Annotated in this window: 30 protein-coding genes and 1 pseudogene; 7 read left to right on the forward strand and 24 right to left on the reverse strand. The window is 60.0% G+C overall.

What is annotated here, in order from left to right:
* Positions 1–79: 79 nt before the first annotated feature.
* A pseudogene (locus tag GNG27_RS13525) lies at positions 80–1,069 on the forward strand (LacI family DNA-binding transcriptional regulator); the annotation flags it as partial.
* 58 nt (positions 1,070–1,127) lie between these two features.
* On the opposite strand, the gene ftrA reads toward GNG27_RS13525, so the two are convergent.
* Positions 1,128–2,090 (reverse strand): transcriptional regulator FtrA, encoded by a 963-nt coding sequence (gene ftrA, locus GNG27_RS13530; protein WP_156263992.1) that lies wholly within the window; start codon positions 2,088–2,090, stop codon positions 1,128–1,130.
* A 109-nt stretch (positions 2,091–2,199) separates the two neighbouring features.
* Between ftrA and GNG27_RS13535 the strand changes: the two genes are divergently transcribed.
* Positions 2,200–2,595: a rhodanese-like domain-containing protein gene (locus GNG27_RS13535; RefSeq protein WP_142489871.1), complete on the forward strand. Its 396-nt coding sequence runs from the start codon at positions 2,200–2,202 to the stop codon at positions 2,593–2,595.
* Positions 2,596–2,639: 44 nt separating this feature from the next.
* On the opposite strand, the gene GNG27_RS13540 is transcribed toward GNG27_RS13535, so the two are convergent.
* Complete coding sequence (locus GNG27_RS13540; RefSeq protein ID WP_197090604.1) at positions 2,640–4,025, reverse strand: cytosine permease; 1,386 nt, start codon at positions 4,023–4,025, stop codon at positions 2,640–2,642.
* Positions 4,026–4,292: 267 nt separating this feature from the next.
* Between GNG27_RS13540 and GNG27_RS13545 the strand changes: the two genes are divergently transcribed.
* The 4 genes from GNG27_RS13545 (at position 4,293) to GNG27_RS13560 (ending at position 8,331) form a co-directional block, all read left to right on the forward strand.
* Positions 4,293–4,865 carry a HutD family protein gene (locus GNG27_RS13545; RefSeq protein WP_156263994.1) on the forward strand — a complete coding sequence of 191 codons (573 nt, stop codon included), beginning with the start codon at positions 4,293–4,295 and terminating at the stop codon, positions 4,863–4,865.
* Complete coding sequence (locus tag GNG27_RS13550; RefSeq protein WP_156263995.1) at positions 4,858–7,131, forward strand: FdhF/YdeP family oxidoreductase; 2,274 nt, start codon at positions 4,858–4,860, stop codon at positions 7,129–7,131. The genes GNG27_RS13545 and GNG27_RS13550 overlap by 8 nt, the downstream gene beginning before the upstream one ends.
* A gap of 106 nt (positions 7,132–7,237) precedes the next feature.
* Positions 7,238–7,645, forward strand: coding sequence for an MbcA/ParS/Xre antitoxin family protein (locus tag GNG27_RS13555; RefSeq protein ID WP_156263996.1), 408 nt, complete (start codon positions 7,238–7,240; stop codon positions 7,643–7,645).
* Positions 7,642–8,331: an RES family NAD+ phosphorylase gene (locus GNG27_RS13560; RefSeq protein WP_156263997.1), complete on the forward strand. Its 690-nt coding sequence runs from the start codon at positions 7,642–7,644 to the stop codon at positions 8,329–8,331. Before GNG27_RS13555 ends, GNG27_RS13560 begins: the two co-directional genes overlap by 4 nt.
* A gap of 9 nt (positions 8,332–8,340) precedes the next feature.
* On the opposite strand, the gene GNG27_RS13565 is transcribed toward GNG27_RS13560, so the two are convergent.
* From GNG27_RS13565 to GNG27_RS13580, 4 genes are all read right to left on the reverse strand, one after another.
* Positions 8,341–8,742, reverse strand: coding sequence for a DUF4440 domain-containing protein (locus tag GNG27_RS13565; RefSeq protein WP_142489877.1), 402 nt, complete (start codon positions 8,740–8,742; stop codon positions 8,341–8,343).
* A gap of 108 nt (positions 8,743–8,850) precedes the next feature.
* Positions 8,851–9,174: an AzlD domain-containing protein gene (locus tag GNG27_RS13570; RefSeq protein ID WP_142489878.1), complete on the reverse strand. Its 324-nt coding sequence runs from the start codon at positions 9,172–9,174 to the stop codon at positions 8,851–8,853.
* A 1-nt stretch (position 9,175) separates the two neighbouring features.
* Entirely contained in the window at positions 9,176–9,910 is a 735-nt protein-coding gene (locus tag GNG27_RS13575; RefSeq protein WP_142489879.1) for an AzlC family ABC transporter permease, read from the reverse strand.
* Between the two features lie 142 nt (positions 9,911–10,052).
* Positions 10,053–11,120 (reverse strand): FUSC family protein, encoded by a 1,068-nt coding sequence (locus GNG27_RS13580; RefSeq protein WP_197090528.1) that lies wholly within the window; start codon positions 11,118–11,120, stop codon positions 10,053–10,055.
* Between the two features lie 301 nt (positions 11,121–11,421).
* On the opposite strand from GNG27_RS13580, the gene GNG27_RS13585 reads away from it, so the two are divergent.
* The gene (locus GNG27_RS13585) at positions 11,422–11,808 is read left to right on the forward strand and encodes a hypothetical protein (protein WP_231600457.1); all 387 of its coding nucleotides are present in this window, start codon (positions 11,422–11,424) and stop codon (positions 11,806–11,808) included.
* Positions 11,809–11,973: 165 nt separating this feature from the next.
* Here GNG27_RS13585 and GNG27_RS13590 read toward each other — a convergent pair whose 3' ends face one another.
* The 18 genes from GNG27_RS13590 to GNG27_RS13675 all read right to left on the reverse strand — a co-directional run bounded on the left by GNG27_RS13590 (position 11,974) and on the right by GNG27_RS13675 (position 26,377).
* Positions 11,974–12,330, reverse strand: a complete 357-nt coding sequence (locus GNG27_RS13590) for a DUF4440 domain-containing protein (protein ID WP_156264000.1) — start codon at positions 12,328–12,330, stop codon at positions 11,974–11,976.
* Between the two features lie 99 nt (positions 12,331–12,429).
* Complete coding sequence (locus GNG27_RS13595) at positions 12,430–12,990, reverse strand: hypothetical protein (RefSeq protein ID WP_156264001.1); 561 nt, start codon at positions 12,988–12,990, stop codon at positions 12,430–12,432.
* 252 nt (positions 12,991–13,242) lie between these two features.
* The gene (gene catA, locus GNG27_RS13600; protein WP_156264002.1) at positions 13,243–14,169 is read right to left on the reverse strand and encodes a catechol 1,2-dioxygenase; all 927 of its coding nucleotides are present in this window, start codon (positions 14,167–14,169) and stop codon (positions 13,243–13,245) included.
* Positions 14,170–14,214: 45 nt separating this feature from the next.
* Positions 14,215–14,502, reverse strand: coding sequence for a muconolactone Delta-isomerase (catC, locus tag GNG27_RS13605; RefSeq protein WP_156264003.1), 288 nt, complete (start codon positions 14,500–14,502; stop codon positions 14,215–14,217).
* 11 nt (positions 14,503–14,513) lie between these two features.
* The gene (locus GNG27_RS13610; RefSeq protein ID WP_156264004.1) at positions 14,514–15,629 is read right to left on the reverse strand and encodes a muconate/chloromuconate family cycloisomerase; all 1,116 of its coding nucleotides are present in this window, start codon (positions 15,627–15,629) and stop codon (positions 14,514–14,516) included.
* Positions 15,613–16,392, reverse strand: a complete 780-nt coding sequence (pcaD, locus tag GNG27_RS13615) for a 3-oxoadipate enol-lactonase (protein WP_156264005.1) — start codon at positions 16,390–16,392, stop codon at positions 15,613–15,615. Before pcaD ends, GNG27_RS13610 begins: the two co-directional genes overlap by 17 nt.
* Complete coding sequence (locus tag GNG27_RS13620) at positions 16,393–17,055, reverse strand: 3-oxoacid CoA-transferase subunit B (protein WP_156264006.1); 663 nt, start codon at positions 17,053–17,055, stop codon at positions 16,393–16,395. It lies immediately after the preceding gene.
* Positions 17,056–17,064: 9 nt separating this feature from the next.
* On the reverse strand, positions 17,065–17,751 hold the full coding sequence (locus GNG27_RS13625; RefSeq protein WP_156264007.1) for a 3-oxoacid CoA-transferase subunit A: 687 nt from the start codon (positions 17,749–17,751) through the stop codon (positions 17,065–17,067).
* A complete protein-coding gene (locus GNG27_RS13630) occupies positions 17,748–19,073 on the reverse strand; it encodes an MFS transporter (RefSeq protein ID WP_156264008.1) in 1,326 nt (441 codons plus the stop codon). The genes GNG27_RS13625 and GNG27_RS13630 overlap by 4 nt, the downstream gene beginning before the upstream one ends.
* A 24-nt stretch (positions 19,074–19,097) precedes the next feature.
* Positions 19,098–19,592 (reverse strand): flavin reductase, encoded by a 495-nt coding sequence (locus tag GNG27_RS13635; RefSeq protein WP_142489892.1) that lies wholly within the window; start codon positions 19,590–19,592, stop codon positions 19,098–19,100.
* Between the two features lie 10 nt (positions 19,593–19,602).
* Positions 19,603–20,535 carry a PDR/VanB family oxidoreductase gene (locus tag GNG27_RS13640; protein ID WP_156264009.1) on the reverse strand — a complete coding sequence of 311 codons (933 nt, stop codon included), beginning with the start codon at positions 20,533–20,535 and terminating at the stop codon, positions 19,603–19,605.
* Positions 20,536–20,544: 9 nt separating this feature from the next.
* Positions 20,545–21,285, reverse strand: coding sequence for an SDR family NAD(P)-dependent oxidoreductase (locus GNG27_RS13645; protein WP_156264010.1), 741 nt, complete (start codon positions 21,283–21,285; stop codon positions 20,545–20,547).
* Positions 21,286–21,295: 10 nt separating this feature from the next.
* Entirely contained in the window at positions 21,296–21,775 is a 480-nt protein-coding gene (locus GNG27_RS13650; RefSeq protein WP_156265145.1) for an aromatic-ring-hydroxylating dioxygenase subunit beta, read from the reverse strand.
* Positions 21,775–23,088 carry a Rieske 2Fe-2S domain-containing protein gene (locus GNG27_RS13655; protein ID WP_156264011.1) on the reverse strand — a complete coding sequence of 438 codons (1,314 nt, stop codon included), beginning with the start codon at positions 23,086–23,088 and terminating at the stop codon, positions 21,775–21,777. The genes GNG27_RS13650 and GNG27_RS13655 overlap by 1 nt, the downstream gene beginning before the upstream one ends.
* On the reverse strand, positions 23,078–23,629 hold the full coding sequence (locus GNG27_RS13660) for a nuclear transport factor 2 family protein (protein ID WP_156264012.1): 552 nt from the start codon (positions 23,627–23,629) through the stop codon (positions 23,078–23,080). Before GNG27_RS13660 ends, GNG27_RS13655 begins: the two co-directional genes overlap by 11 nt.
* 11 nt (positions 23,630–23,640) lie before the next feature.
* Complete coding sequence (locus GNG27_RS13665) at positions 23,641–23,997, reverse strand: IacB protein (protein ID WP_142489897.1); 357 nt, start codon at positions 23,995–23,997, stop codon at positions 23,641–23,643.
* Between the two features lie 21 nt (positions 23,998–24,018).
* The gene (locus GNG27_RS13670; RefSeq protein WP_156264013.1) at positions 24,019–25,146 is read right to left on the reverse strand and encodes an acyl-CoA dehydrogenase family protein; all 1,128 of its coding nucleotides are present in this window, start codon (positions 25,144–25,146) and stop codon (positions 24,019–24,021) included.
* Positions 25,147–25,252: 106 nt separating this feature from the next.
* Positions 25,253–26,377 (reverse strand): amidase, encoded by a 1,125-nt coding sequence (locus tag GNG27_RS13675; RefSeq protein ID WP_156264014.1) that lies wholly within the window; start codon positions 26,375–26,377, stop codon positions 25,253–25,255.
* Positions 26,378–26,575 lie beyond the last annotated feature (198 nt).

Genomic DNA, 26,575 nt, shown 5'->3' on the forward strand with positions numbered 1-26,575 from the left:
GTATGACATTTTGATATAATGTTGCCTTCAGACTGCGGAGAAACGCGTATTTTTAGCCACGTGAAAGAAAGGATCGAGGGTGAATAAAAACAGAAATGCGACGCTGGAAGATGTTGCTCGCCAGGCGGGCGTCTCCTACCAGACCGTCTCCCGGGTGCTCAATAAATCTGTGAATGTCGCCGAGAAAACGCGGATTCGCGTTGAGCAGGCGATTGAGGATCTGCGCTACGTTCCTAACCGTCTGGCGCAACAGCTGGTCGGGAAACGCACCCAGGCGCTGGGATTAATCACCACCTCCCTGGCGCTACACGCGCCGTCGCAAATCGCCGCATCGGTGAAAAAACATGCCCGTGAAGCGGGGTATCAGGTATTGATATCCATGATTGATGAGCGCGACGCCACGTCGATCCAGCAGTCGATCAACGACTTTAAATCGCAGTTTATCGAAAAAATCCTGATTAACGTCCCGCTGGAGACGCCCCTCGCCCGGGAGCTGGCGGAACACAACGCCGATGTGACCTGCCTGTTTCTCGACGTCGCCCCGGACAGCGACGTGTTTCATGTTATCTTCGACCCGGCTAACGGTACCCAGGAGAGCGTTAAGCGCTTATGTGACCAGGGGCATAACGACATCGCCCTGATGCCGGGTCCGCAGAATTCTGTTGCGGCAAAATTGCGCCTGGAAAACTGGTTAAGCAGCCTGGCCGCATTTGGCAAAACGCCCGCGGCGATCATCTATGGTACCTGGGATGCCCAAAGCGGTCACGACGGTGTACAACAGCTTATCGACAATAAGATAGAGTTTAGCGCCCTGTTAGTGGGTAACGACCAGATGGCGCTGGGCGCATTGAGCGCATTGAACAAAGCCGGCATCGCGGTACCCCGCCAGGTTTCCATTATTGGCTATGATGACAGTTATGAAAGCGCCTTCTTCATCCCTTCCCTTACCACGGTGCGCCTCGATTTAGACGCGCAGGGAAAGGAGGCGGTAGCCAGAGTGCTCGCAGCAGCACCGGAAAGCGCTCCCGACAGTTGCATTCTGCCTGCGGAATTTATTTTGCGTGATTCGATTGCGGTAAATTAAAAGGGATAACAAAGCCGCGAAAGCGGCTGTCCTCCTGAATGAGTCACCGCGCTGGTTCCGCAAACCCTCTCCGGTACGCCGCAGGCGTGGTCGACAGCTGATTGCGGAAGTGATGGCGCATGGTCGCTACGCTGCCAAACCCCACCTGTTCAGCAATCCGCTCTATCGACAGCTGGGTGTTCTCCAGTAGATCCTGGCTACGAGTCAGGCGGGCATGAAGCAACCACTGGGCAGGCGTTTTACCGGTGGTCGCCGCAAAACGGCGCAGAAAGGTACGGGGACTCATGCCGACAAATTTCGCCAGCGAATCGACGCTGTGCGGAGCGGCAAGGTTTTCAAGCAGGTAATCAAAGAGCGCGCCAAGCCGGTGGCCCTCATAGGCGACCGGTACTGCCTGCTGGATAAACTGCGCCTGGCCGCCATCACGATGCGGCGACACCACCAGCCGACGCGCCACCTGGTTAGCCGCCACGCTGCCATAATCCCGGCGCACCAGATGCAGACACAGGTCGATACCCGCGGCGCTGCCGGCGGAGGTCAGCACATCACCGCTGTCGATATACAGTACGTCAGGGGTCACCTGAATGGCGGGATAACGCTGCTGCAGCAGGTCGGTGTAACGCCAGTGGGTGGTGGCCTGACGATTATCGAGCAACCCTGCGGCGGCCAGCACAAAGACGCCAGAACAAATAGATAAAATTCTCGCCCCACGCTGATGGGCGGCGACCAGCTGCTCACACAGCGCGGCGGGTACCGGGACATCGGCGCCCCGCCAGCCAGGAATTATAATGGTCCCGGCCTCCGTCAGCAGCTCCAGCCCGCCGTCGACCACAAGCCGGATGCCGCCCGTGGCGCGCAGCTCCCCCGGTTCGACACCCGCCACCGCAAAGCGATACCAGTTCTCTCCCATTTCAGGGCGGGCAAGGCCAAAAATTTCCACGGCGATGCCGAATTCAAACGTACATAAGCCGTCATAGGCCAGCGCAACCACCAGAGGATTTTTCATCACCGCACTCAGGGTATTTTTGTCAGGATCTCGATGGTATATGGCATTTCTGCCAGCTGTCAAAAGCGCGCTGCCGCCGTAGAGTAAAGTCTCAATCCTGGAGGAAATTATGAGCTATGTGACTGATTACCCTGCGGCGGCGGCAGAAAACGCGGTGAACCATTTTTTACAGCGACTGAGCGTGGAGACAGATTGTGCCGATGTCTGGAGCGCCTTCAAAGAGGGGGATACCGATTTTGTGTTGCTGCACGTGGTGGGTAGCCCGGAGATCTTTGCCCGGCGCCATATTCCGGGCGCCCTGCATCTGCCCCATCGGGAGATCACCGCCCAGCGGATGGCGGAATGGCCAGCGGATACCCTGTTTGTGGTCTACTGCGCCGGGCCGCACTGCAACGGTGCCGATCGCGCGGCGCTGAAGCTGGCGCAGCTGGGTCGCCCGGTGAAAATTATGATTGGTGGCATGACCGGGTGGGCCGACGAAGGTTTTGCTTTTAACGACCGGTAAAGCAACAGCGACCCCGTATCATCTGCGGGTCGCTGGCACTCCCCTTACCTGCCCGTCGCCGGATAGATGGTCTGCTCCGGCAGCACCCGGCGATCAAAACGTCTGAACGCATAGTACAGCGCCGCCGTACAGAACCAGCCGATGATCCACGACACGTCATTATCGGCGAAGATCCACGTCAGGGAGCCGTGATAGAGCGGGTTTTCAATGAACGGCAGCTGGATCAGGACACCAACGGCATACACGCTAATCCCAAACATATTCCAGTATCCGTAGCGTTCACGCGGATCGAACAGCGCCGGAATATCCACCGCTTTACGGGAAATAATAAAGTAGTCGGTCAGGCTGATGGCGCTCCACGGCACGAAGAACGCCAGCAGGAACAGCAGGAAATGGGTGAAGTGTTTCAGGAATGCCGGTTCGCTGAGCAGCGCAATCACGCAGGAGATAGTCACCATCAGCACTACAAAGATCACCCGGCTTCTCTGGCTCAGCGTGGTCTGGTTGCGGAAACCCGACACGATGGTGGTCAACGACATAAAGCTGCCGTAGGCGTTCAGGGTGGTGAAGGTGATTTTGCCGAAGCAGATCGCAAAATAGATCACCATCGCCATCGCCTCGCTTTTGCCCAGCCCGACAATGTAGCTCACTTCATGCCCCTTGAAAGCGCTGCCGGCAATCGCCGCGGTGATCACCCCGAGGGTCATCGAGGCCTGGGTGCCCAGCACCGTGCCGCTGAAGACAGAGAAGAAGGTTTTCACCCCGGAGACGTCTCGCGGCAGATAGCGCGAGTAATCCGACACGTAGGGACAAAAGGCGATCTGCCAGGATGAAGAGAGCGACACCGCCAGCAGGAACATCGGCATCGAGAAGTGGTTGTTCTGCGCAATCGCCCCCAGATCGCTGGACATCAGCAGGGCGATAAACAGGTACACAAACGCCAGTACGCCCACCACGCTCGCCACCTTGCCGAGCTTGTGGATCACGCGATAGCCCAGCACCGCAATCACTATAATGATCGCGCTGAACAGGATCATCCCCGCCACGTTCGATACCGACAGCAGTTTCGCCATCGCCTGTCCGGCCAGCACCGTTCCGCTGGCGGAGAAGCCAACGTACATCACGCATACCAGCACCAGCGGGATCACCGCCCCCAGCACGCCAAACTGAGCGCGGCTGATGATCATCTGCGGCAGGCCCAGACGTGGCCCCTGCAGGGCGTGGAATGACATCACCGTCGCCCCGAGCACCTGCCCCACCAGCAGACCAATAATGGACCACACCACATCGCCGCCCAGCACCACCGCCAGCGCGCCGGTCACAATGGCCGTGATCTGCAGGTTGCCGCCAAACCACAGCGTGAACTGACTGAAGGGGTGACCATGACGTTCATTATCCGGGATGTAATCGATGGAGCGCGTTTCCGACAACCGCGTCCCGTTTTTCTTTGACTGCGTTTCTGAAGACGAAAAAGACGACATAGCTTCCTCTCTGAATGGATAATGAATGACCGCCAGACACCCTGCCTGCGTCAGGGCAACGCCACATGACAGATCATGTATATACAACCATTGACATCTGCCGACACGAATCTGATGATGGATTTGTGAACTGAACTGTGAATAATTTGTAATTATTTTGAAAATTATCTGTAGCACATATGAATCATTAACCAGCACAATCAGGGTCAGACGGACATGATTACCCCCTTTACGCTTGCTTCCCTGCCGGTCACCCCGTGGAAAAACGGGGCGGGCGAAACCCGGGAAATCGTCAGTATTCCCTCGGCGGATGCCCCCTTTCTGTGGCGAGCCAGCATCGCTACGCTCGGCCAGGATGGACCTTTCTCCCTCTTCCCCGGTGTCGACCGGGTGATTATGCTGCTCGGCGGTTCCGGGCTGTGGCTGCGCGGCGACGACCTGCTGCACCGCCTTGAGCCCGGCGTGCCCTGGGCCTTTCCTGGCGAGTGGCCGCTTGCCAGCGAGGGTGTCACCGGGCCGGGCCTGGATTTTAACGTCATGACCCAGCGCAGCCGGGCCCGTGCGCAGGTGACGATCGCAAGCCATGCCCTGCGACCCGGGGCGGAGGGCATCGCATATGTGCTGAACGGTCACTGGCAGTTAGCCGGAAATCATTGTTCGCCTGCCAGCGGGATTTGGTGGCAGGGGGAGACGCCGGGCGAGCTTGTGCCACACTCAGAGGAGGCGTCGCTGCTGCTGGCGGAGATCCGCCGTCATGATGAGAGAACAGACAGGAGTGCAGATGAGTAACAACAGACGAGCGGTTCCCGGGATCCGCCATTACGCCGGGCCGGCGGGCGGCTGGGGAGCCTTAAAAGCCACGGCCATTGCCGTGCGCACGCAGATGGATGCCTTTGACGCCCCTGCGACCCTGCTGCGCACCAACCAGCCCGACGGCTTTGACTGCCCGGGCTGCGCCTGGCCGGACAAAGAGCACAAGTCCACCTTTCAGTTTTGCGAGAACGGCGCCAAGGCGGTGACCTGGGAAGCGACCACGAAGCGCGTTACTCCTGAATTTTTCGCGGAGCACACCGTCGGCACCCTGTGGGCGAAAAGCGATTTTGAGCTGGAGGGCTATGGCCGTCTGACCCATCCCGTGAAGTACGATCCGCAGAGCGACACCTTTCGCCCGGTAGAGTGGGACGAGGCCTTTACCCGTATCGGGGAGGTACTGCGCAGCCTGGCGCCGAATCAGGTGGAGTTTTACACCTCCGGGCGCGCCTCGAACGAAGCCGCGTTCCTGTATCAGCTATTTGCCCGCGAACTGGGCACCAATAACTTCCCCGACTGCTCCAACATGTGCCATCAGGCCACCAGCGTCGGTCTGCCCCGCTCCATCGGCATTGGTAAAGGCACCGTCTCGCTGGAGGATTTTGACCACACCGAGCTGGTGATCTCCATCGGCCATAACCCGGGCACTAACCACCCGCGGATGATGGGTACCCTGCACGAGCTTGCCCACCGGGGCGTGCCGATTATCGTCTTTAACCCGCTGCGCGAAACCGCCCTTGAGCGCTTCGCCGATCCGCAAAACGTCCGCGAGATGGCGACGTACAGCGCCACCGATATCGCCTCGACCTACTACCAGGTGAAAGCCGGGGGTGACGCCGCCGCGTTAAAAGGGATCGCCAAACACTTGCTGGTGCTGGACGCGCTGGATCGCGACTTTATTGCCACCCAGACCCAGGGGTTCGCGGAGTTTGCCGCCGACATCGCCGCCACTACCTGGGAGGCTATCGAACGCGAGTCCGGGCTCAGCCGCGCCGATCTGGAGAACGTGGCGCAGATCTACGCCAAATCCCACGCCACCATCATCACCTACGGCATGGGGATCACCCAGCACAACAAGGGCACCGCCAACGTACGCCTGATTGCCGACCTGCTGTTGCTGCGCGGCAATATCGGCAAGCCCGGAGCAGGTATTTGCCCGCTGCGCGGCCACTCCAACGTGCAGGGTAACCGCACGGTGGGGATCACCGAAAAACCGACCACCGCCTTCCTCAACCGGCTGGGCGAGGTGTTTGGCTTTACGCCGCCAGCCGCCCAAGGCCACGACGCGGTGCAGGCCGCCCAGGCGATGATCGACGGCGAGGCCAAAGCGCTGCTCTGCCTCGGGGGCAATTTTGCCGTAGCGATGCCCGATCATGACAAGGCTTTCCCGGCGTTAAAAAGCCTCGATCTCAGCGTACATGTTGCCACCAAGCTGAACCGCACCCACCTGCTTGTCGGCAAAGAGACGTATCTGCTGCCCTGCCTCGGGCGCACCGAGCTGGACATACAGCGCAGCGGCCAGCAGTCGATCACCGTGGAAGATTCCATGTCGATGGTGCATGCCTCCAGTGGGAAGCTGAAACCGGCCTCGCCGTGGCTGCGCTCGGAGCCGGCCATTGTCGCCGGGATAGCCCACGCCACCCTGACGAACAGTAAAACCGACTGGCTGGCGCTGGTGGCCGATTACGATCGCATCCGCGACCGGATCGAACAGACTCTTCCCGGCTTTGAGAACTTCAATGAACGGATCCGTATTCCCGGCGGATTCCGCATGCCGCTGCCGCCTACCGAGCGCGTCTGGCCTACCGCCAGCGGCAAGGCGATGTTCTCCCTGTTTGACGGCGTAACGGAGAACAGCCCGGGGGAAGGTGAAAACGTGCTGCGCCTGGTCACTCTGCGCAGTCACGACCAGTACAACACCACCATCTACGCCCTGGACGATCGCTATCGTGGGGTGTTTGGTCGCCGCGACGTGTTGTTTATGAATGAAGAGGATATGCAGCAGCTGGGACTGGAGCATGGCGACCGGGTGGATATCACCACCGCCCTGCCCGACAGTCGGCAGCGCCTCGACGACATCACCCTGGTGGCCTACAGCATTGCGCCGGGCACGGTGGCTGCCTACTACCCGGAGGCTAACGTGCTGGTTCCGCTCAGTTATCTTGATAAGGAGAGCGGCACGCCATCGTATAAATCGGTGCCGGTACGTATCACCCTGCGTTCAAAAGAGATGAGGACGCTATAGCGCGCCATGCGCATTAATCAGGCAAAGGTGTCTTCGCGTAGACAGATTGTCTTATTTGGTTCATGCTAAGACTATATCAGTCACGCTGAGCTGAGGGAGCGATCACATGACGAAGCACCTGAACCTTAACTCTGAAGCCCGCGGCGATCGCGATCTCATCGCCATCAGAGCTGCAATGAACATTCTGGATAAATGGGGCTGCACGACAGAGCAACAGCAGAACATTCTGCAACTCTCCAGAGCGGCGCTCTACAAATACCGCCAGAAAGAGACGAAGACGGCCTCGCTGACTCACGATCAGTTAACCCGGATCAGCTACCTGCTGAATATGCACTCGGCGCTGCGGATCGTGTTCAGCAACCCCGAGAACGTCTACGGGTTTATGTCCATGGCAAATCACAATGCTTACTTCAATGGGGCAACGCCATTGTCCCTGATTGAGGGGGGGGAGTTCGGCAACCTGCATGAAGTCGCCAAGCGGGTTGATGTCCTGCGCGGAGGCCTGTCCGGATGATCCATCCTGAGATCCCCAGAACGGCACAAACTCCCATCAAAGGCTACCGCCTGCTCCATACCAAGTACCCTGCCATTTACGTGTTCGAGGATGTTGCCACCCCGGAAGAGTTTGACGTTCTCTATGACATCCAGAAATTAACCAATCCACGCTTGTCGCAGGAAGTGGGAAATCTGGCGCTGCTGCCTCGCGAGGAGTGGGTGCTGGGGATCCGCGGCGCACATTATGCAATGGCGGCCTTCACCCATATCAACCCCGACGGCAGCCGTTTTTCGAATGGCGATTTTGGCGTCTACTATCTCGGGAACAGCCAGGAAACGGCGCTGGCCGAAGTGGTCTATCATTGCCAGCGCTACTGGCAGAACGTGCCTGAACTGAAGTTCGAAAGGTTCGAGTACCGTTGTCTGGAGACGGAGCTGAGCGGCTCGTCCTTTGCCGATATCTCCGGCCTGCCGGATACGCACCCCTGGTACCATCCAACGGACTACCGCGCACCGCAACAGCTGGGCGCAAGCCTGCGCGTCGCGGGTGAGACCGGCATAACATACCGCTCGGTTCGCCACCGGGAAGGTATTTGCTGGGCGCTGCTAACCCCGAAACCTATCACCAGCATTATTCAGACCTCCCTGCACCAAATCATCTGGGACAAAGGCATGGTCAGCGTCGGGCTGGTGACGCCTACGTAAGAGCAATATTCAGGCATTATCACCATCTAAAAGCGAAGTGCCGTAAGAGTTGTCGATGGTGCAGAGCCAACGGTCATTTTCCAGGCGGAAGACATAGGTTGCCCGACGCGTTATCTCAGCAGTTCCACCCAGTTCATCCGGATAAAAAAGCTGGGTTTCCATGATCACCAGCGCATCTCCGCCGCCTTCGATGATCTGCATTTCGCCCTGTTTGACGATGAGCCGATCCTGAAAATAATCAGAGATAGAGATAAACGCGCTGCGGATATTGTTTTTGCCCTTAACGATCGTACCGGGCTTAACCACCAGCACGGCGTCTTCAGCGTAATACTCCATCAACGAATCGAAATCTTTGGCTGTGATCGCCCTGTCACAGGCCTTAATGATCTGGCGAAGCGGATGTTCGTTCATGTGCTTTTCTCCTGGTGAGTGGCTGCCTGTATTCACTCTATCATCAGACGGCGCAATGTGTAGGCCGGGCAAGCGAAGCGTCCCCGGCATGCCTTTACTATTCAAAGATTAATGCGCCAATAAATACCCCGCCGCGCAAAACGCCACTACCCCGGCAATGACCGTGGCAAATAACCCCCGGGTCAGAATGCCCACCAGCGTGGCAAATCCCGCCGCCAGCAGCGAAATGCTGATCCCGGAATCGGTCATCGCGGGCTTGCTCAACAGTTCAGCGGCGACCAGGGCGGCCATGATGGCGGTGGGGATAAAGCTCAGCCACTGTAATAGCACATCCGGCAGACGGAAGCGGGACAGCAATAACACCGGCACGGTACGCATCAGGGCGGTGACCAGCGCCGAGGCGAGAATGGTCAGCAGAATATGTCGTTCCATCTTATTTTCCTTTCCGGGTGCGTAACAGCAGCGTCGCCAGGGTCGCGGCAAGAGAGGCGGCCACAATCACCACCAGACTGAGCGAGCCATTCCCGGCAGTTAACAGCGTAATGACCACCGCGACAGCGATATTGATGGTTTCGAGTACCTTTCTGCGGCTGGCGAACCACATCATCAGGATCAGACCGATAAACATCGACACCAGGCTAAAGCCCAGCCCCTCCATCAGCGATGCAGGCAGCGTGGTCGCCAGCCAGGCACCGGTCACGCAGGCGATGATCCAGTTCAGCCAGGCAGTCACGTTCAGGCCCAGCATCCAGGCATAGCTGATGTTGCCCTGTGGGCTGGCGCGCTGAACCGCCACGCCAAAGGTTTCATCCGTCAGCAGCAGCCCGCTGACCACTTTTTGCAGCGTGGTGTAGTCGCGAAAAAAGACGCTCATGGAGGAGCTCATCAGCAGGTAGCGCAGGTTCACCAGCAGCACGCTCAGCACCACGGATGCCATTTCGGCTCCCGCCGCCCACAGAGAGTAAAACAGAAACTGCGCCGACCCGGCGTAGAGGGCACTGGCCAGCAGGGCAATTTGTCCGGTGGTAAAACCCGAGAGCGTGCCGATCGCCCCGGCGGCAAAGCCAATGCTCCAGTAGCCCGCAATGGTCGGGATACAGGCGGCAATACCGGCCCGAAATTCGCCCGTCGCGGACGCGGGGTGCCCGGTATTTATCTTCGTTAACATTATTGCTTCCCTTGTATTGCTTAGTGCGATAACTATCTTAAGAATCAACACCAAAAGCCAGAGTAAAAATGAGATCTGGTTTGTAGGCCGGGCAAGCGAAGCGCCCCCGGCATTGCTCCACCCCGCCACGATGCGCACTATTTCAGACACTCAGTTTTAACGCGCGAAACACCGCCATCACCATGCCAATGATAATAATGGCGATCAGGATGCTGACAGAGCGCATGACTGCCTGAATCGGCTCGGTCAGCCACAACGACTCCTGGATATAAACGATGATCCAGGCCACGGTAAACTGCCGACCAAAATAACTGATGGACGGCTTTCCCTGTTGCAGGTGACACCCCAGCCATAACCCCGCGACCAGCGTGGCGATATAAACCGGGGGATAATGGTGCATGACGGGTAAAAGGATCAAACTCAGCAATGTAGCGGCCATGCAGCCGTATAAACGTTGCTGCATTCGCTGGCTGACCTGCTGCTGTACGGGCTGAGTTGAGGCCGGAAGAATAAAGACCGCCAGCACGGAAACCATCGCCTGCCAGAATCCCGTCAGCTGAAAAACAAGCAGTATCGGCGTCACCAGTAACAAGGTGATCCCGGCCTGCAGGGGCAACAGCGGTCGGCGGGGCGGCTCAGGGTGACTATTTTGCTGCGGCGTTGCAACCTGTCTGCGTCGGTTCAACGGGTAAAAGAGTACCGTAATCGCAATACAGACTGCACAACCCAGCACCACCTCTTCGATGCGGTTAAACGTAAAACGTAGCAGATGGCGAAACTCACTGTTCTTCTGCGCTTCCGCCATCACCATCATAGATGTGACCGCCCCCAGTACCCAGGAGTATGACCAGCGGGAGACGTCCGCCCGCCATACCGCCACGCCCCCGACAATTGCGCAGAACAGGACCAGAAACGCGGCGTCCTGGATGAGATAGGTGCTAAGCAGGAGTGCCAGCACACCGCCAAGTACCGTCCCCGTCACCCGGTTGAAAGCCCGGACCGTCGAGGCCTTGACTGACGTATTCATGACCGCGTAGCTACTGAGTGCTGCCCAGCCAGGGTAATCAAAACCCGCCAGATCGGACAACAGCACCGACACCAACACGGCAGCGATGACCTGAATCGCGAATATCTCTTTCAGCGTTACTGCGACCAGACGATTTAGCCACTGTTTGAGTTGAGCGGTCGGTGAATGAAAGCTGATGTTCACGATCTTCTCCCTCTTTTTATGTGGCTAAAAGGGAGTGTAGTTAGCCGCGCAGGGCAAGCAAATCACCCGGTATGACCTTTCTGGAAGGCGCCTCGCAAAGCCTTAAGCAACCTTATGTAATTCGGGGTGAACTCTTTTTTTCAGAGGTTCGGCGTCATAGAGTGACGGCGTTGCGGCACATCCGCAATCGGGCCCAGGAACCCGTACTTTCACGCCACGGCAATATTTTTGTCGCGACAGCGCTCATCCCGTTAAAATCACGGTGGCGCTGGCGGAGCAGCCGAAAGGCTGGCCGTTTTCTTTGTGGGCGGTATTCCTACCTCCGTCAGCGCTACCACTTCGCTGCGCCGCGCTGATGAGCATGTTGCTTGAAACTGACGATAGCGAAACATGTACTGCGCTCTGTGAGCGTCTGCTACATGGCCTGCGCCAGCTGCGAGAACTCTGCGATGCCGACCTGCCGCCGTACCTGGTCACACAGCTTATCGTGGGGGAGAAAGTCACCTCCTGCGTACCGGAGTGCTGGCAGGAAACTGCGCTACAGGTGGACTATGCGCAGGCGTTAACGCAGGCGCTGCTGGCAGGCATGCTACCGCCGGGCGTGGCGAAGGAATTGACGGGTTTGCTGCATGATATGGTGTGGTTGTTGGCGGAGTTTGTGAAGGAGCCTTATATCGCAACCCATTAAGTGCGGCTGACAGTTGATGAACGCTTTCTCATAACAAGTAACCCGGTCAAAAAGACCGGGTTGTTGATAGTTATAAGGTTCAATCAACGCTATGACATCCGTATTTACAAGTTAAGAATAAATGGATGTCTGTTAAGAGCGAGGAGCGGACATTGTATCTGGCATCTATACGCTCCCTGCCTCTGGCGTTCCCTGGTGGAATACCAATTTCCATTGCCCGTTCGCAGAGAATTCCCAGTATGAAGAACGTAGGGTTGCACGACTGCCATCTGGATTAACAGTTCTGTAGTGCAATATTGCGAAATTATTTCCAACGCTGATAAGGCGGTAATCACGACTAAGAATAACCGGAACATTATCTTCACTTAAAAGCGCTTCAATAGTCTGAGTACGATCAACGACTACACCTGAGCGTGTTATTTCGCTAAATCTTTCGTGGAGTATCTGTTCAAGCCTGACCCGATCTTTCCGCCTGCTGCTATGAAGAGAGCATTCAAGTCTTTTTAGCGTCTCCAGGAGCATAGTGTTTGTCCTCGTCACAATCGAACATTAACTCTTAAGGCAATAATTGCTGGAATGCAACGTCCGCGCCGGCCGAAGACTGTGAGGGGCCCCCCTTCTTCAAATCGGGATGCCCGTTTTAAGATCGAGCTTAAAAGGTTCCCAACCTCCTGGCGGGTCCCATTCTCCCAGGCCCAGCACCGTCTCATTCTCTATCGATGTAATGATCACGCCATCAATGGCGCACTGCCTAGATTTCCAGAGAATGCCCGCAGCAATATCCAACAGAAAAACGTGGCAGTAAGTGGTGACCAGAACCCGATTATGTAGCCTGTCAGAATGGATGTCAGGAACCGAATAAATATGGCCAACGTAATCACCTAGTGGATGGCTTCTGAACGAGTGTGTGGTCACCTCAACAACATGAAAGTGGTCGCCACAAATGATTGCCACTTGGGATTCATTCAGTAGGAAATCACAAAAGGCGCTGGAAATCAGCCAGCCATCCTCGTCGGCACGTATATATAACTGTAAAATCACAATGGGCTCACCGCCCTTACTGATTAACAGTCGTCGATCCTTTTCTCCATTAGCGCCAAAGGGATTGACGTCGATGATCGAAACACCTTCCCTTTCATCACCGGGCTTAGGCTGTTCATGCCAAGTCGCTTGCAATGTCATTGAGTATCCAAAGTGTGAACAGCAGAAGAACACATACTACTTTACAAGCTGATGTCACGACAGCGCCTTAGGTTGCCATATTGCGCTGACCGGGCCCCGCGGATGAGTACATTCAAGTGTTAGCAACGTCCGCTTCTGGCACTTAACAGTCATTCAAGCGAGGCATCACTATACCCAGCCATAAACGTGATATCTCCATACAATAGAACACCGGGGCCACAAACCGGCCCCGGCACTTTCAATCCTCAGCAATCATTCCTTAACCCGCGCCCGCTTCCCTCTCTGCTCTTCCTCGCTCTCCGCCGCTTCCACCAACGCAAAACTAAAATTCACCTCCGTATGCTCCCCATCAAGATCCCGCTGTTTAGCTACGGCACTGTCCGTAATCTTCACCGGATCCGCAATCAGCTCCGCCCTCGTCGCAAAGGCAAAGTCATCCCACAGATACTCATCCCCGTTCAGGTTGATCTGCGTGGTCAGGTGCTTATACCCCGGTGCTGACACAAAGAAGTGCACGTGCGCCGGGCGGTTACCGTGGCGGCCAATGGCTGTCAGCAGCTTCTGGGTTGGGCCATCCGGCGGACAGCCGTAGCCGCACGGGACGATGCTGCGCACCGCATAGCGGCCGTCTTCACCGGTACGGATGCGGCGACGCAGGTTATATTCGCTCTGGGACTGGTCGAAGAACGAGTAGCCGCCGAGGGTATTGGCGTGCCAGATATCGACAATCGCGCCCGCCACCGGCTTACCCTGCAGATCGGTCACCTGGCCCTGCAGCCACATGGTTTCCGCCTGCTCCCGACCGTCGTCCATGCGGGCAAAGCCATCGCTCAGCGGCGCATTCGCCACGTACAGCGGGCCTTCGATGGTGCGCGGGGTTCCCTGGTTCTCGCCGGATGCCGCTTCTTTCTCGTCGGCACGCATATCCAGATAGTGCTCCAGGCCCAGGCCAGCCGCCAGCAGCGCCGCTTCCTGGCGACCGCCCAGCTCGTTGAGGTAGTTCACCGCCACCCAGAACTCTTCGTCGGTGACGTCGAACTGCTTGATGGTTTTGCACAGGTCGCTCAGCAGCTGGTGCATGATGTTTTTCAGACGATCGTTACCGCTGGTGGCGTTTAAGCCGCTGCTGATCGCCAGTAAGGATTCCAGTTCGGTTTGATGTGCAGGATTCACGGACATTGCATCTTCCTCTTTGTAGGGTTCAGTTTGTTGTTATGTCGACGACTACTGTTCGTTATGAATGGAGGACGGATGCATGCACAGAGGCTGCACGCTGATTTCCATCCACGGGTAGAGCGGCAGCGCGGTCAGGATGTCGTGCAGCTCCTGGTTGTCCGCCACGTCAAAAATGCTGACGTTGGCGTACTGCCCGACCACGCGCCAGATGTGCGGCCATTTACCTTCCCGCTGTAAGCGCTGGGAGTAGGCTTTCTCTTTCGCTTTGATCGCTTCAACCTCTGCCGAAGGCAGCGACGACGGGATGTTGACCGTCATTTCCACTTTAAAAAGCATCGCGTTTTCCTTTAGTTACGTGCGTAATGACGCAGCTTGTCTTCGTCGATGTCGACGCCCAGTCCTGGCCCCTGCGGTAACGTCACCTCTCCCTGGCTGAATTCCAGCGGACGTACCACGATGTCATCCTTCAGCAGCAGTGGGCCGAACATCTCGGTGCCCCACTGCATGTTTACCGTCGACCAGGCATGCAGCGAGGCCACGGTGCCGAGCGTCCCTTCCAGCATGGTGCCGCCGTACAGCGCCACACCCGCCGCCTGCGCCACGTGCGCCAGCTTCAGGGCCTGCGCCGGGCCGCCCGCTTTGGCGATCTTCAGGGCATACGCGCCGGTAAAGCCGCCGCTTGCAAGGGCGTAGCCGTCATGGCTGGTTGCCACCGCTTCGTCGGCGAGGATCGGTACCGCAAAACGCTGGCTGAGAGTGATAAGCCCCTGGCGATCCCAGAGCGGGATCGGCTGTTCCACCAGGTCGATCCCGCCGTTCTGCAGCAGGGTCATCCCTTTGATGGCGGTGGTCAGATCCCAGGCCTGGTTAACGTCGACCCGCACGCTCACCTCATCCCCCAGCGCGGCTTTGATCGCCAGGGCGTGTCGAATGTCCACATCCAGCCCGCGGGCGCCGATCTTCAGCTTGAAGGTGTTGTGCCGCCCTTCCGCCAGCAGGCGTTTACCCTCTTCAATGTCTTTTTGCGTGTCGCCGCTCGCCAGGGTCCACAGCACCGGCAGGCGTTGAGTCAATGCCCCGCCCAGCAGGGAGCTCACCGGCAGACCCAGCGCTTTACCCTGGGCATCGAGAAACGCGGTTTCGAGGGCGGATTTGGCAAAAGTGTTGCCCTTCACGCTGGCGTTCATCTTCTCCGCCAGGTCGGCCACGCCGTGGAACGACTGGCCGCACAGGAGTGGGGCCAGATAGGTTTCAATGGCGGATTTGATCGCCTCCGGGCTTTCGGCGCCGTAGCTCAGGCCGCCGATGGTGGTGGCTTCGCCCCAGCCGGTGATGCCGTTCGCGCACTCCATGCGGACAATGGTCAGCGTCTGGCAGCCCATGGTCGCCATCGACAGCTTGTGCGGGCGAATGGTCGGGATATCCACCAGCCAGCAGGCCAGGGATTCAATGGTGATGGTCATGTACAGCTCCTGCGGTTAAAAAGGTCACGACGTGGTGGTTGAACCCGGATGGACAGGCCACGTTCGACAGGTGTGAGGCGGGCAAGGTGACGCATTCGGTCTGCTTCGCCTGGGCGGCAAGCCATTCCGCGTCCTGCGGGGTGGTGACCGGATCTTCAGCACCGGCAATCACCAGCATCGGGTGCAGCATGGCGGCGACCTCATCGCGCAGATCCGCCGTTGCCAGCGCTTCGCAGCAGGCGGCATAGCCTTCGGTTGGGGTATCGGCGAGATCGTCGATCAGCAGCTGGACCATCCCGGGGTTCTGCTGGCGATACGCCGGAGTAAACCAGCGATCCGCCGCGGTGCTGGCGACCGGAGCCATCCCCTGCTGACGCACGGTGGCGGCACGCTGCAACCAGCTTTTCGCCTCGCCGATCTTCGCCGCGGTGTTGGCGACCACGATTCGCGGGAAGCGCGATGGAGCATGGCGGTTGAGCCACATCCCCGTCATCCCGCCAAGGGAGATGCCGCAGAAGAAGGCGCGCTCAATATCCAGATGATCCAGCAGGGCAATCACGTCATGCCCCAGCGAATCGAGGGTGATGCCCCCTGCCGACGCTGGAGAGCGACCGTGCCCGCGCGTGTTGTAGCGCAGCACGCGAAAATGGCGGGTAAAGTCGGTCATCTGCCCCTGCCACATCTGCCAGGTGGTGCCCAGCGAGTTAGAGAGCACCAGCACCGGGGCCTCTTCCGGGCCATCGAGGCGATATTCCAGATCCATTTACGCCTCCTCGGTTTCGGCGTTGAGGGCAAAGGTCAGCGCCACCGGGGTGACGGACTGGAGATACTCCGCCGTCACGTCGCCAAACAGCTCGCGCACCAGGATGCCCTGCGCAGTGATATCCATCACCGCCATATCGGTGTAGATCCGGTCGATGCAGGCCATCCCGGTCAGCGGATAGGTGCAGGCCTGGACGATTTTGCACTCGCCCTGACGGGTCAGATGCTCGGTCATCACATAGACGCGCTTCGCGCCAATCGCCAGATCCATCGCCCCGCCGACGGCGGGAATGGAGGACGGTTCGCCGGTGCTCCAGTTGGCCAGGTCGCCGCGCTCGGAGACCTGATAGGCCCCCAGCACGCAGATATCGAGGTGGCCGCCGCGCATCATCATGAAGGAGTCGCCGTGGTGGAAATAGCAGCCACCCTGAAGCAGGGTCACCGGCTGTTTCCCGGCGTTAATCAGCTCCGGATCTTCTTCTCCCGGCGCAGGCGCAGGCCCCATGCCGAGAATGCCGTTTTCGCTGTGCAGGAAGATCTCGCGATCCGCCGGGAGGTAGTTGGCGATCCGGGTTGGAAGGCCGATGCCGAGGTTCACGTAGGCCCCTTCCGGGATGTCCCGGGCGATGCGCTCGGCCAGCTGTTGATGGGTCAGTTTATTCACGGGATCTCCTTATGCCGTCTGCGGCAGGCGAACGGGTGCGACCGTCACCACGCGTTGAACAAAAATCCCCGGCGTCACCACCGCTTCCGGGTCGAGTTCGCCGAGGGCGACCATCTCGCTCACCTGGGCAATGGTGCAGCTGGCTGCCGCAGCCATGATCGGCCCGAAGTTGCGCCCGGTTTTGTCATACACCAGATTGCCCCAGCGGTCGGCCTTCAGGGCTTTGATCAGGGCGAAATCGGCTTTGAGCGGGTACTCGAGGACATAATCTTTGCCGTCGATGTGACGAGTCTCTTTGCCCGCCGCCAGTTCGGTGCCAAATCCGGTGGGGGTGAAAATTGCCCCCAGGCCGCTGCCGCCCGCCTGAATGCGCGCCGCAAGGTTGCCCTGCGGTACCAGCTCCAGCTCGACTTCGCCCCGGCGGTAGAGGTCGTCAAACACCCAGGAGTCGGTCTGGCGCGGGAAGGAGCAGATCACCTTCTTCACGCAGCCGGCCTTCAGCAGCGCCGCCAGGCCATAATCGCCGTTCCCGGCGTTGTTGCTGATCAGGGTCAGATCCCGCGGCTGGCGGCGGATCAGGGCATCCAGCAGTTCGGCGGGTTGTCCGGCCGCGCCAAATCCGCCCACCATCACCACCGCGCCGTCGAAAATGTCCGCCACGGCGGCATCGGCGGCGGCAATCCGTTTATCAATCATTTGCTTACCTCGTTGTTTTTATTCGTGGACGGCAGGCTGCGCAGGGCGATCCACGCCAGCAGCGCATAGGCCATCAGCAGCAGGGAGACCGGCCAGGAGGCGTCAAAATGCATCAGCAGCGCCACCGCCAGCATCGGTCCCAGACCGCCGGAGAAGATCGAGCCCACCTCATGCCCCAGCGCCAGGCCGGAGTAGCGCACGCGCACCGGGAACAGGTCGCTCATGATGCAGGGCTGAGTGCCGATCATCGCCCCGTGGCAGAACGGCAGGCCGAGCAGCATCGCCACCATGATCCAGCCGTAGTCCCCGGTGGAGAGCAGCCAGAAGAACGGGAAGGCCATCACCAGCAGGCCGATGACGCCAATGTAGTAGACCGGCTTCAGGCCGATGCGATCCGAGAGCGCGCCCCAGAACAGGATCGAGAAGAACTCCACCAGCATCGCCAGGGTCACGGCGCTGATGATCTCCCCGGTGCCAATGCCGATGTGTTTGGCGTAAACCACCGAGAAGGTAAAGAAGATATAGGAGGCCCCGTTCTCCGGCAGACGCAGGGCGATGGCCTGAAACAGCGCCTTCGGGTGCTCGCGGATCAGCACCATCAGCGGGATCTTCTCGTGCTTCGCCTCCGGTTTTGCCTGGCTGAAAGCCTTGCTCTCGCGGATGTTTTTGCGGATATAGACCCCGACCAGGAAAATCACGATGCTGAGCAGGAAAGGCACGCGCCAGCCCCAGCTCATCAGGTCGTCTTCCGGCAGCTTCTGCACCAGATAAAAGGCGAAGGCGGAGAGGACAAACCCGCCGGACACCCCCATCTGGCTCCAGGCGGTAAAGTAGCCGCGACGCGACGCCGGGGCGTTCTCGCTCAACATCAGCACCCCGCCGCCCCACTCGCCGCCGGACGCCACGCCCTGTAAAAAGCGCAGGGTGATGAGCGAGATTGGCGCCCAGATGCCAATCTGGGCATAGACCGGCAGCAGGCCGATCACAAAGGTGGTGGCTCCCATCAGGGTCAGGGTCATGATCAGCGTCATCTTGCGGCTGTAACGATCCCCGATATGGCCGAAGACGATCCCGCCCAGCGGACGGGCAAGGAAACCCACCGCAAAGCCGGAGAAGGCCAGCAGCGTGCCCTGCATCGGGTCGCCGCCCACCGGGAAGAACAGCGGCCCGAAGACCAGCGCCGCGGCGGTGCCGTAGAGGAAGAAGTCATACCATTCCAGGGCATTGCCCAGCACCGAGGCGATCACCAGCTTGCGCAGCTGTCCGGCATCCTGTGCGCCCGCAGCCGGGGCAGCAGTTGTTTGAGTCTCAACATGGCTCATCCGCGTTACCTTTTATTGTGGGTGTTACGCTTCCAGGTCATGCCCGACGGCATGGTAGCGACGGTTAAAGTAAACGAGGCCGCGCGGCGTTTCGCTGATGCGTATCGCCTGCACCTGGCAGTAGAAAACCGAGTGGCTGCCCACTTCATGGCAGGTGTCGATCAGGCAGTCGAAGCTGGCAACCGACGAACTTAGTACCGGTGCGCCGCTGGCCAGCACCTGCCAGGAGTCATACGCAAAACGCTGCTCGGATCGCAGGCTGGCGTTGGCGAACACCCCGGAGAGATCCTGATGGTCGCTGGAGAGCACGTTGACGCACAGGGCCCCGTTCTGCCTGAAGGGCGCGTGGGCAAAGGAGTTGCGGTTCATGCAGACCAGCAGCGTCGGCGGCGAGTCCGTAACGCTGCACACGGCGGAGGCGGTAAAGCCAAACTTGCCCGCCGGGCCGTCGGTGGTGATCACCGAGACCGCACTTCCCAGCTGTGCCATCGCATTACGAAATTCGGTTTGCAGTGTCATAAGGGTTTCCTCACAGATCGATGACTAAACGGGCGCTTTTCGCCCGGGAACAACACAACAAAATCTGGTCGCCGTCGGCTTTCTCTTCGTCGGTCAGGTAGCTGTCGCGATGGTCCGGCTCGCCCTCCAGCACGTCGGTCAGGCAGCTGCCGCAGATCCCCTGTTTGCAGGAGACGCACACCTTCAGCCCGGCCAGTGCCAGCGCCTCGACGATGGTCTGGCTCTCCAGCACCTGCACGGTGATGCCGCTGGCTGCCGCGAAGACTTCGAATGCCGCGCCGCCGGTTTCGACTTCGGCGCTGAAACACTCCAGATGCACCTGCTCCGGGCAGTAACCCAGGGCCGCGGCCTGTTCAGTAACGGCATCCATCAGCCGCGTCGGGCCGCAGGTGTAGACGTGGGTATTGGCCGGGACGTCGGTCAGCACTGCCGCCAGGTTCAGCCGCCGGGTGTCGCTGAAGTGCAGCTGAACGCGGTCGGCCCAGGCCGCCTGCTCCAGCTGCGTTATAAAGGCCGCCCCGTCGCGCGTTCGGGCGCAGTAGTGCAGGCTGAAGGAGCGCCCGCTGGCGTGCAGCTCGGCGGCCATCGCCAGCATCGGGGTAATGCCAATCCCGCCGCCAATCAGCAGGCTGTGGCTGGCTGACGCATCCAGTGCAAACAGGTTGCGCGGTTCGCTGACCGGGATCCGATCCCCCACGTTGAGGGCGTGGGCGGCAAGGGAGCCCCCCTGGGATTGGGTATCTTTCAGAATGCCGAGCTGGTAGTGCTGGCGATCCTCAGGGTCGCCGCACAGGGAGTACGGTCGCACCACGTCGTCTGCCAGATGCAGATCGATATGCGCCCCCGCGCTGAAGGCCGGGAGGTCGATACCCTCAGCATGCGCCAGCGTCAGCAGGACCACCTCGCCCTGCAACTCCCGCCTGATAACCTGTAATGTCAGCATGTTGACTCCTTAACGCATAAACAGACCGCCGTTGATGTCCCAGGTCGCCCCGGTGACAAACGACGCCTGTTCGGATGCCAGCAAAGCCACGGCCTGGGCGACAAACTCTGCTTCCCCTAGCTGGCCCACCGGGATCGTTTGCAGCAGCCCGGGCATCTTCTCTTCCGGCACCAGGGCGTGAACCATGGGCAGATCCAGCGGGCCCGGGGCGATGGCATTGACCGTCACGCCGGATTTGCTCAGCTCGCGGGCAAAGATTTTGGTCAGGGTCACAATGCCGCCCTTCGAGGCCGCGTAGTGGGCCCCGGAGGCAGTGCCGCCGTTCTGCCCGGCCAGCGAGGCCAGGTTAATGATGCGACCGTAGCCGCGGGTGGCGAAGTAGCGCCCAAAGGTCTGACAGCCGACAAAGGTGCCGCGCAGGTTGGTGGCGATCACCCGGTCGAACTCCTCGACGTTAATCTCCAGCACCGGGGTGGCGAGGGTCAGGGCGGCGTTGTTGACCAGCACCTCCAGGCTGCCGAAGCGTTCAACGCTGGCCTCCAGCGCCTGCGTAAAATCCTGCGGCTGGCAGATATCCAGCCCCAGCGCCAGCACCCTGCCCTGACCGTCATCGAGACGATCTGCGGCCTCCCGGGCGCGATCCACATCGACATCGGTCAGCACCACCTGATAACCCTGCTTCAGCAGATGAGCGGCAATGGCGTTGCCCAGACCGGCGGCGGCGCCGGTCACTAATACGGTTTGCGTCATGGACGGCTCCTCAGAGGATGTAGCCGATGCTGTGCAGCACATCGTCGCTGTTGACCAGGCGGATCACCTTCTGCGTAATCAGCAACCTGCCGTCCTGCGGCTTGAGGTGCCAGGTGATGTCCGCCGCGTAGTGGCGGCTGTGGCCTTTACGGTGCTCCCACAGGGATTGCGCCCCGCGCACCACGATCAGATCCTCGCTGGACTCCAGCAGGCGGAAGCGCGACAGGGTGCGCAGCGTTCTGGCCCGCGGCGTAGTGGAGATTGACTCCCCGCTGTAGAGGCGCTTCACCCGGCGCTCGCGCATGTGGTGATCGTCGCAGGCGTAGTTAAGGGTGTTTTTGAAATCGTTCTCGTTCGGGTCGATCGGCACTACGTACAGGCCGTCGCGCTGCCACAGATCCAGCCAGGCGTTGAACTCGCCCTGGTCCAGCAGATCGCCTTCGAGGTTAATTACGGACATCGCCGCAAACAGCACAGAATCTGGCGTCATCATTTTTCGCTCTCCGTCATTAACTTTTTCCACTGCTGGTAGGCCGCACGCATCCCGGTTTCGGCGCTGACGTCGCTGCGCAGGCCGTCGTCAGTGCGGTACTCCCCGGCCAGGCCGCGATTAAGCATGATCCACAGGTCGTCCCCCGCGGTGGCCCCGCGCTGGACCCGTTCCCAGGCCTCGGAGTCATCCGGGGTGCCAAAGCCCATCGGGCCCTGGAAGTGTTCGTGCAGACGCAGACGCGCCTGGTTGGCAATCTCCGGCCCGCCGTCCATGGTGATCACCGCGTGGTGAATCTCGGTTTCCATCACCGAGATCGGCTGCAGAACGCGGAAGAAGGCCATCGAGCAGGCGATGTTCGGGAACAGGTTGAGGTTGAAGCCAGAGCCGCCCACCGCCCGCACGATGCGGCGGACCTGCTCTTCGTCGTGCTCTTTGCGCAGTTCGTCCGCCAGCCCGATAAAGCGTTCCGGGATCGGCGCATCGAGGTTGGCTTCCAGATCCACCAGCTCGGGGATCATCACCATCACGCTGTGGCCGTTGCCGAGATCTTCGACATAGCCGCTGCCGTCCACAAAATTGAGCATCTCTTCGGTCTGCTTATCGACCGAACTGAGGAAGGAGCGGTGCACCACCGGGAAGTGGTAGCCGTCGGTGGTGTTCTCCAGCTGGATCTTCCAGTTGCCCGGGAAGCGGAAGCGGTGCGCAGGCCCGGTCTTGACCGGGTAGCCCGCCCCCTGCTTCATAAACAGATCCATCCACTTCTTCGCCGCGCCGAGGAAATCCTCCAGGGGTTCGATCTGCTCGTTAAAGGTGGCGAACACCATGCCCGCGTACTGCTCGGTACGCAGCGACACCAGCCCCAGTTCGTTCTTCTCCAGCTGATCGGCGTAGCTTTCCGGGTGCGGCACGCCGCGCAGGCTGCCGTCGAGGGCGTAGCCCCAGCCGTGGTACGGGCAGACGAAGCTGTTGGTTTTGCCGGTGCGGTGTTCGCAGACGGTGGCCGCGCGGTGTCGGCATCGGTTCAGCAGGGTGTGGACGGTGCCTTTGCGGTCGCGCACCACAATCACCGGCTGGGTGCCGATCTCGGTGGTTTTAAAGCTGCCGGTCTCCGGGATCTCGCTGACGTGCGCCACCCAGACCCAGGTTTTCGTGAAAATACGGTCCAGCTCCAGCTGGAACAGCTCATCTGAGGTATAGAGCGAGGTGTGGACGCGGTCCGCCTTCACCAGGGCCGCAATCTCTTCTCTGGTCGGGAGGGGCTGCGCCGTGGTATCGATATTTTTGACATTGATGATGTGGTCACACTGCATAATCTGTCTCCTGCTCGTCGTCGGGGGTCTGATTGTTGTCGGGTACCGGGAGCGCATCCGCCGCCTGCCAGTGGCTTACCGGCCTGCTGAACAGGTTGCGGGTGGTGAAATGGTGGATGGTCATCTCCCCCGCCTCGCGACGGAAAATAATCTGCAACTCGGCCGCGTTCAGGTGCGCCCCTCCGGCGGTAAAGGCGGAGGTTTGCAGCATCAGCCAACGGCCGTGCAGCTCGCCGTCGGCATCCTGATACAGGGCTTCGGAACAGAGAAAATGGGCATTGAGGGCGAAGTGCGCCGGGTGGCGGACATAGCTCGCCATCATCGCCTCAATCGCCGCACGCCCCTGATGCCTGCCCAGCCGGGTGGCGTAGGGTTCCCCCACCCCTTCCCAGCAGGCGTCTGCGCTGAACAGCGCCCCGATGGCCTGTACCGTCTCCATGCTGTCCAGCCGATCGCACAGCCGCATGTAGTTGCTGATACAGACCCGGGCTGCCTGCTGATCCTCAAGCTGCTGTAAACGCAGCGCATCCTGTGGGCTCATGATGGGCTCCGTTACTGAATGATCAGTTCACGCCCGACACGGGCTTCGATCTTGCAGTACTTCCACAGCTTGCTCTCGCCATCGCCCACCGGGGTGGTGCGGAACAGGTTGCAGGCGGCCACCACGCTGTCGAGGTTGTCGGCATCGGCCAGCACGTAGGTGGTCCACGGGGAGGTCGTAGACGGGCCAACCATCAGACGGTCGTCGTCCATGTTGCCGATCACCCGGATGCCCTGGGTTTCGTCGATGCCTTTCATCATCACGCCGAACGCGCCCCACACCTGTTTGGCTTCCGCCGGGGTGGCATCAAAGAAGTTCTGGTTCACGCCGATGCAAAACAGCACGCGTAAGGTTGTTGTCTGGCTCATCTGTTGCTCCTTTCGTCAAAATTACAAATAACCCGGCAGAGGCTGGCCACCGAAATAGACCGTACCGGCGTTGAGATAAGAGAGGTCGCCCATAAAGGCGTGCTGGGTGATCACCATGGTGTCGCGCACGTAGCGTTGCAGCGGGCTTTTCATGGTGATGCCGCCCATGCCGTTCAGCGCCAGCGCCTGGCGGGTGACCTCGGCGGCCACGCGGGTGACGTGGGTAGAGGAGAGCCGCAGGGCGTTGATCTGCTCGCTGGCAGGCTCACCCCCGGCGAGAATGCACTGCCAGACATCGTCGATGGCGTCGTAGAACCAGGCCCGGGCGGAGCGCAGATCCGCTTCGCAGCGGGCAATCTGCATCTGGGCCTGCGGGCGGTCGGCCAGCCGCGGGGCACCGGTTACCGACTGCTGACGATGGGCTATGGCATAGATTTCATTCAGGGCGGCGCGGGCCACGCCGAGCGCCACCACCGAGAGTACCTGAGTGGCGAGAGACAGCACCGGATAGCGATAGAGCGCCCCGTCGAGGTTAAGGGCGCCGCCGCGCACGAAGGTCCACTCCTGGGGCACAAAGGCATCGTTAACCACCAGATCGTGGCTGCCGGTTCCGGCCAGGCCGACGGTGTTCCACACCGGGTCGATCTGCACGCAATCACGCGGCAGAACCGCCATCCGCGGCAGAGGTTCGCCGCTTTCCGGCAGGATGCCGACGCCAAACACCGAGGCGCCCATACTGCCGCTGGCAAAGCCCCAGCGCCCGCTGACGCGGTAGCCGCCGTCGGCCAGCACCGCCTTCTGCGGCGGGAAGATACCGCCAGCGAAGACCACGTCCGGGCCGTCGCGGTAGAGCGCTTTCAGGGTGTCCGTTGGCAACGCCCCGAGATAAAACGGGCTCATGCCGAAGCTGGCGACCCAGCCTGCGGAGCCATCGGCGGTGGCGATCTGCTCGATCAGCTCACAGAACTGCGCCGGAGAGCACTCCTCGCCGCCATAGATTTTGGGGACCAGCGCGCGGTAGACGCCGACCTGCTTAAACCGGGCGATGATGTCATCAGAGATATGACGCTGCTGCTCAAAATCGGCGCTGCGGGCCGCAACGTCATTCAGCAGTGGAACGAGCTCCTCACGAACATGAATGGCTGACATAGCTTCCTCCCGAAAAGAGTGTGCGGCCCGCAGAGAGACGAGCGCTGCCGCAATGAGTGGTACTCACTGAGTTATTGTTAAAACCGGGCGCGGTAAAACGGGATGGTTAGCGGCGTCGTCGTTCAGCCAGCCATTCGGCGGCCTGGATCAGCAGGCCCTCCTGCCCTTTGGCGGCGATCAGCTGCAACGCCACCGGACGGCCACCAAGCGTGCCCGCAGGCAGGGTCAGCGCCGGATGGCCGCTGAGGTTGAACGGGCGCACCAGCCGGGTGAGGTTGACCACGCTCAGCGGGTCTTTCGCCTCTTCCAGGGTCGGGGGCAGTTCCGGCAGGGTTGCCAGCGCCAGCAGCGGGGTTTCCGCCAGCCGGGCATCGACCTGGGCGGTGAATGCCTGGCGGATATCTTCAGCGCCATTCAGGGCAGCAACATCGATACTGGCTCCGGCGCGAATGCGGGTTGCCACGTCGGCAGACACTCTGTCGTCGCTCAGTAAGGGATTAAAGGCCTGCCAGTTTTCGCGGCTGATGAGGGTCAGTCCGGCGCGATGAGCATCGCCCAGCAGGGGGAGATCAACCTGCTGCGGGCGCAGGTCCCACTGCGCGAGGAAATTCAGCAGCAGCGCGTCTATGTCGCTCGTGGCCGTCGGGATAAAGCCCATCGCGGGCAGCGTGGTCACGGGCGCGTCGACCGGAAGGGCAAGACGGGTCAGCACCCGGCGCAGGACGCTGCTGCTGCGGGCAAAGATGCCCACGCAGTCCAGCGAGCTGTGAGCGGGCATCACCCCTGCCCGGCTAAGCCGGCCGTAGGTGGGTTTTAAGCCGAGGATCCCGCAGCAGGCGGCGGGCATCCGCACCGAGCCGCCGGTATCGGTGCCGAGGGCGAAATCCACCTCTCCGGCAGCCACCACCGCGGCCGAGCCGCTGGAGGAGCCGCCGGGTATCAGGTCAGGGAAACGCGGGTTAACCGGCGTGCCGCCCCAGGGGTTAATCCCGGTGACGCCAAACGCCAGCTCATGCAGGGTGGTTTTTCCGGTCAGGACGCAGCCCTGTCCGAGCAGGGTCGCCACCACCTCAGCATGCTGTTCCGCCGCCGGGTTGGACGCCAGTGCCGGACAGCCGGCGCGGGTCGGGAAGCCTGCGATGTCGAGGGTGTCTTTCACCGCAAAGCTGAGGTCGCCCTCGCCGAGGGTAAACCGTGCTACGTAACCATTGCTCTCAGTAACAGGCTGCATAATTCGCACCTTAGACAGAAAAAACGAATCATATTCGGGCGGGGCAGTCTTCGCTGCGATTCGACCCACGTGAACTCAGGTCAATGATGGAATATTTAGATGAATATTCAAGTAATTTTTCACGTTATTTTTACGTAAAAATAACATGGAAACATTTTTATAATACTTGCAGGCGAGAGGGGTATGATGATGATTAAT

This window comes from Leclercia sp. 119287 (assembly GCF_009734485.1).
GTDB classification, from domain to species: domain Bacteria; phylum Pseudomonadota; class Gammaproteobacteria; order Enterobacterales; family Enterobacteriaceae; genus Enterobacter; species Enterobacter adecarboxylatus_C.

Coding starts and splice junctions, on each gene's coding strand:
- GNG27_RS13575 (WP_142489879.1), bottom strand. CDS start 9,910: ATGTTAACGAAGATAAATACCGGGCACCCCGCGTCCGCGACGGGCGAA.
- GNG27_RS13655 (WP_156264011.1), bottom strand. CDS start 23,088: ATGCAGTGTGACCACATCATCAATGTCAAAAATATCGATACCACGGCG.
- GNG27_RS13640 (WP_156264009.1), bottom strand. CDS start 20,535: ATGCTGACATTACAGGTTATCAGGCGGGAGTTGCAGGGCGAGGTGGTC.
- GNG27_RS13590 (WP_156264000.1), bottom strand. CDS start 12,330: ATGCTCCTGGAGACGCTAAAAAGACTTGAATGCTCTCTTCATAGCAGC.
- GNG27_RS13545 (WP_156263994.1), top strand. CDS start 4,293: ATGATTACCCCCTTTACGCTTGCTTCCCTGCCGGTCACCCCGTGGAAA.
- GNG27_RS13635 (WP_142489892.1), bottom strand. CDS start 19,592: ATGACACTGCAAACCGAATTTCGTAATGCGATGGCACAGCTGGGAAGT.
- GNG27_RS13660 (WP_156264012.1), bottom strand. CDS start 23,629: ATGAGCCCACAGGATGCGCTGCGTTTACAGCAGCTTGAGGATCAGCAG.
- GNG27_RS13645 (WP_156264010.1), bottom strand. CDS start 21,285: ATGACGCAAACCGTATTAGTGACCGGCGCCGCCGCCGGTCTGGGCAAC.
- GNG27_RS13535 (WP_142489871.1), top strand. CDS start 2,200: ATGAGCTATGTGACTGATTACCCTGCGGCGGCGGCAGAAAACGCGGTG.
- GNG27_RS13595 (WP_156264001.1), bottom strand. CDS start 12,990: ATGACATTGCAAGCGACTTGGCATGAACAGCCTAAGCCCGGTGATGAA.
- GNG27_RS13555 (WP_156263996.1), top strand. CDS start 7,238: ATGACGAAGCACCTGAACCTTAACTCTGAAGCCCGCGGCGATCGCGAT.
- GNG27_RS13630 (WP_156264008.1), bottom strand. CDS start 19,073: ATGAGCCATGTTGAGACTCAAACAACTGCTGCCCCGGCTGCGGGCGCA.
- catC (WP_156264003.1), bottom strand. CDS start 14,502: ATGCTTTTTAAAGTGGAAATGACGGTCAACATCCCGTCGTCGCTGCCT.
- catA (WP_156264002.1), bottom strand. CDS start 14,169: ATGTCCGTGAATCCTGCACATCAAACCGAACTGGAATCCTTACTGGCG.
- GNG27_RS13550 (WP_156263995.1), top strand. CDS start 4,858: ATGAGTAACAACAGACGAGCGGTTCCCGGGATCCGCCATTACGCCGGG.
- GNG27_RS13650 (WP_156265145.1), bottom strand. CDS start 21,775: ATGACGCCAGATTCTGTGCTGTTTGCGGCGATGTCCGTAATTAACCTC.
- pcaD (WP_156264005.1), bottom strand. CDS start 16,392: ATGGATCTGGAATATCGCCTCGATGGCCCGGAAGAGGCCCCGGTGCTG.
- GNG27_RS13665 (WP_142489897.1), bottom strand. CDS start 23,997: ATGAGCCAGACAACAACCTTACGCGTGCTGTTTTGCATCGGCGTGAAC.
- GNG27_RS13570 (WP_142489878.1), bottom strand. CDS start 9,174: ATGGAACGACATATTCTGCTGACCATTCTCGCCTCGGCGCTGGTCACC.
- GNG27_RS13610 (WP_156264004.1), bottom strand. CDS start 15,629: ATGACCATCACCATTGAATCCCTGGCCTGCTGGCTGGTGGATATCCCG.
- GNG27_RS13625 (WP_156264007.1), bottom strand. CDS start 17,751: ATGATTGATAAACGGATTGCCGCCGCCGATGCCGCCGTGGCGGACATT.
- ftrA (WP_156263992.1), bottom strand. CDS start 2,090: ATGAAAAATCCTCTGGTGGTTGCGCTGGCCTATGACGGCTTATGTACG.
- GNG27_RS13670 (WP_156264013.1), bottom strand. CDS start 25,146: ATGTCAGCCATTCATGTTCGTGAGGAGCTCGTTCCACTGCTGAATGAC.
- GNG27_RS13565 (WP_142489877.1), bottom strand. CDS start 8,742: ATGAACGAACATCCGCTTCGCCAGATCATTAAGGCCTGTGACAGGGCG.
- GNG27_RS13675 (WP_156264014.1), bottom strand. CDS start 26,377: ATGCAGCCTGTTACTGAGAGCAATGGTTACGTAGCACGGTTTACCCTC.
- GNG27_RS13560 (WP_156263997.1), top strand. CDS start 7,642: ATGATCCATCCTGAGATCCCCAGAACGGCACAAACTCCCATCAAAGGC.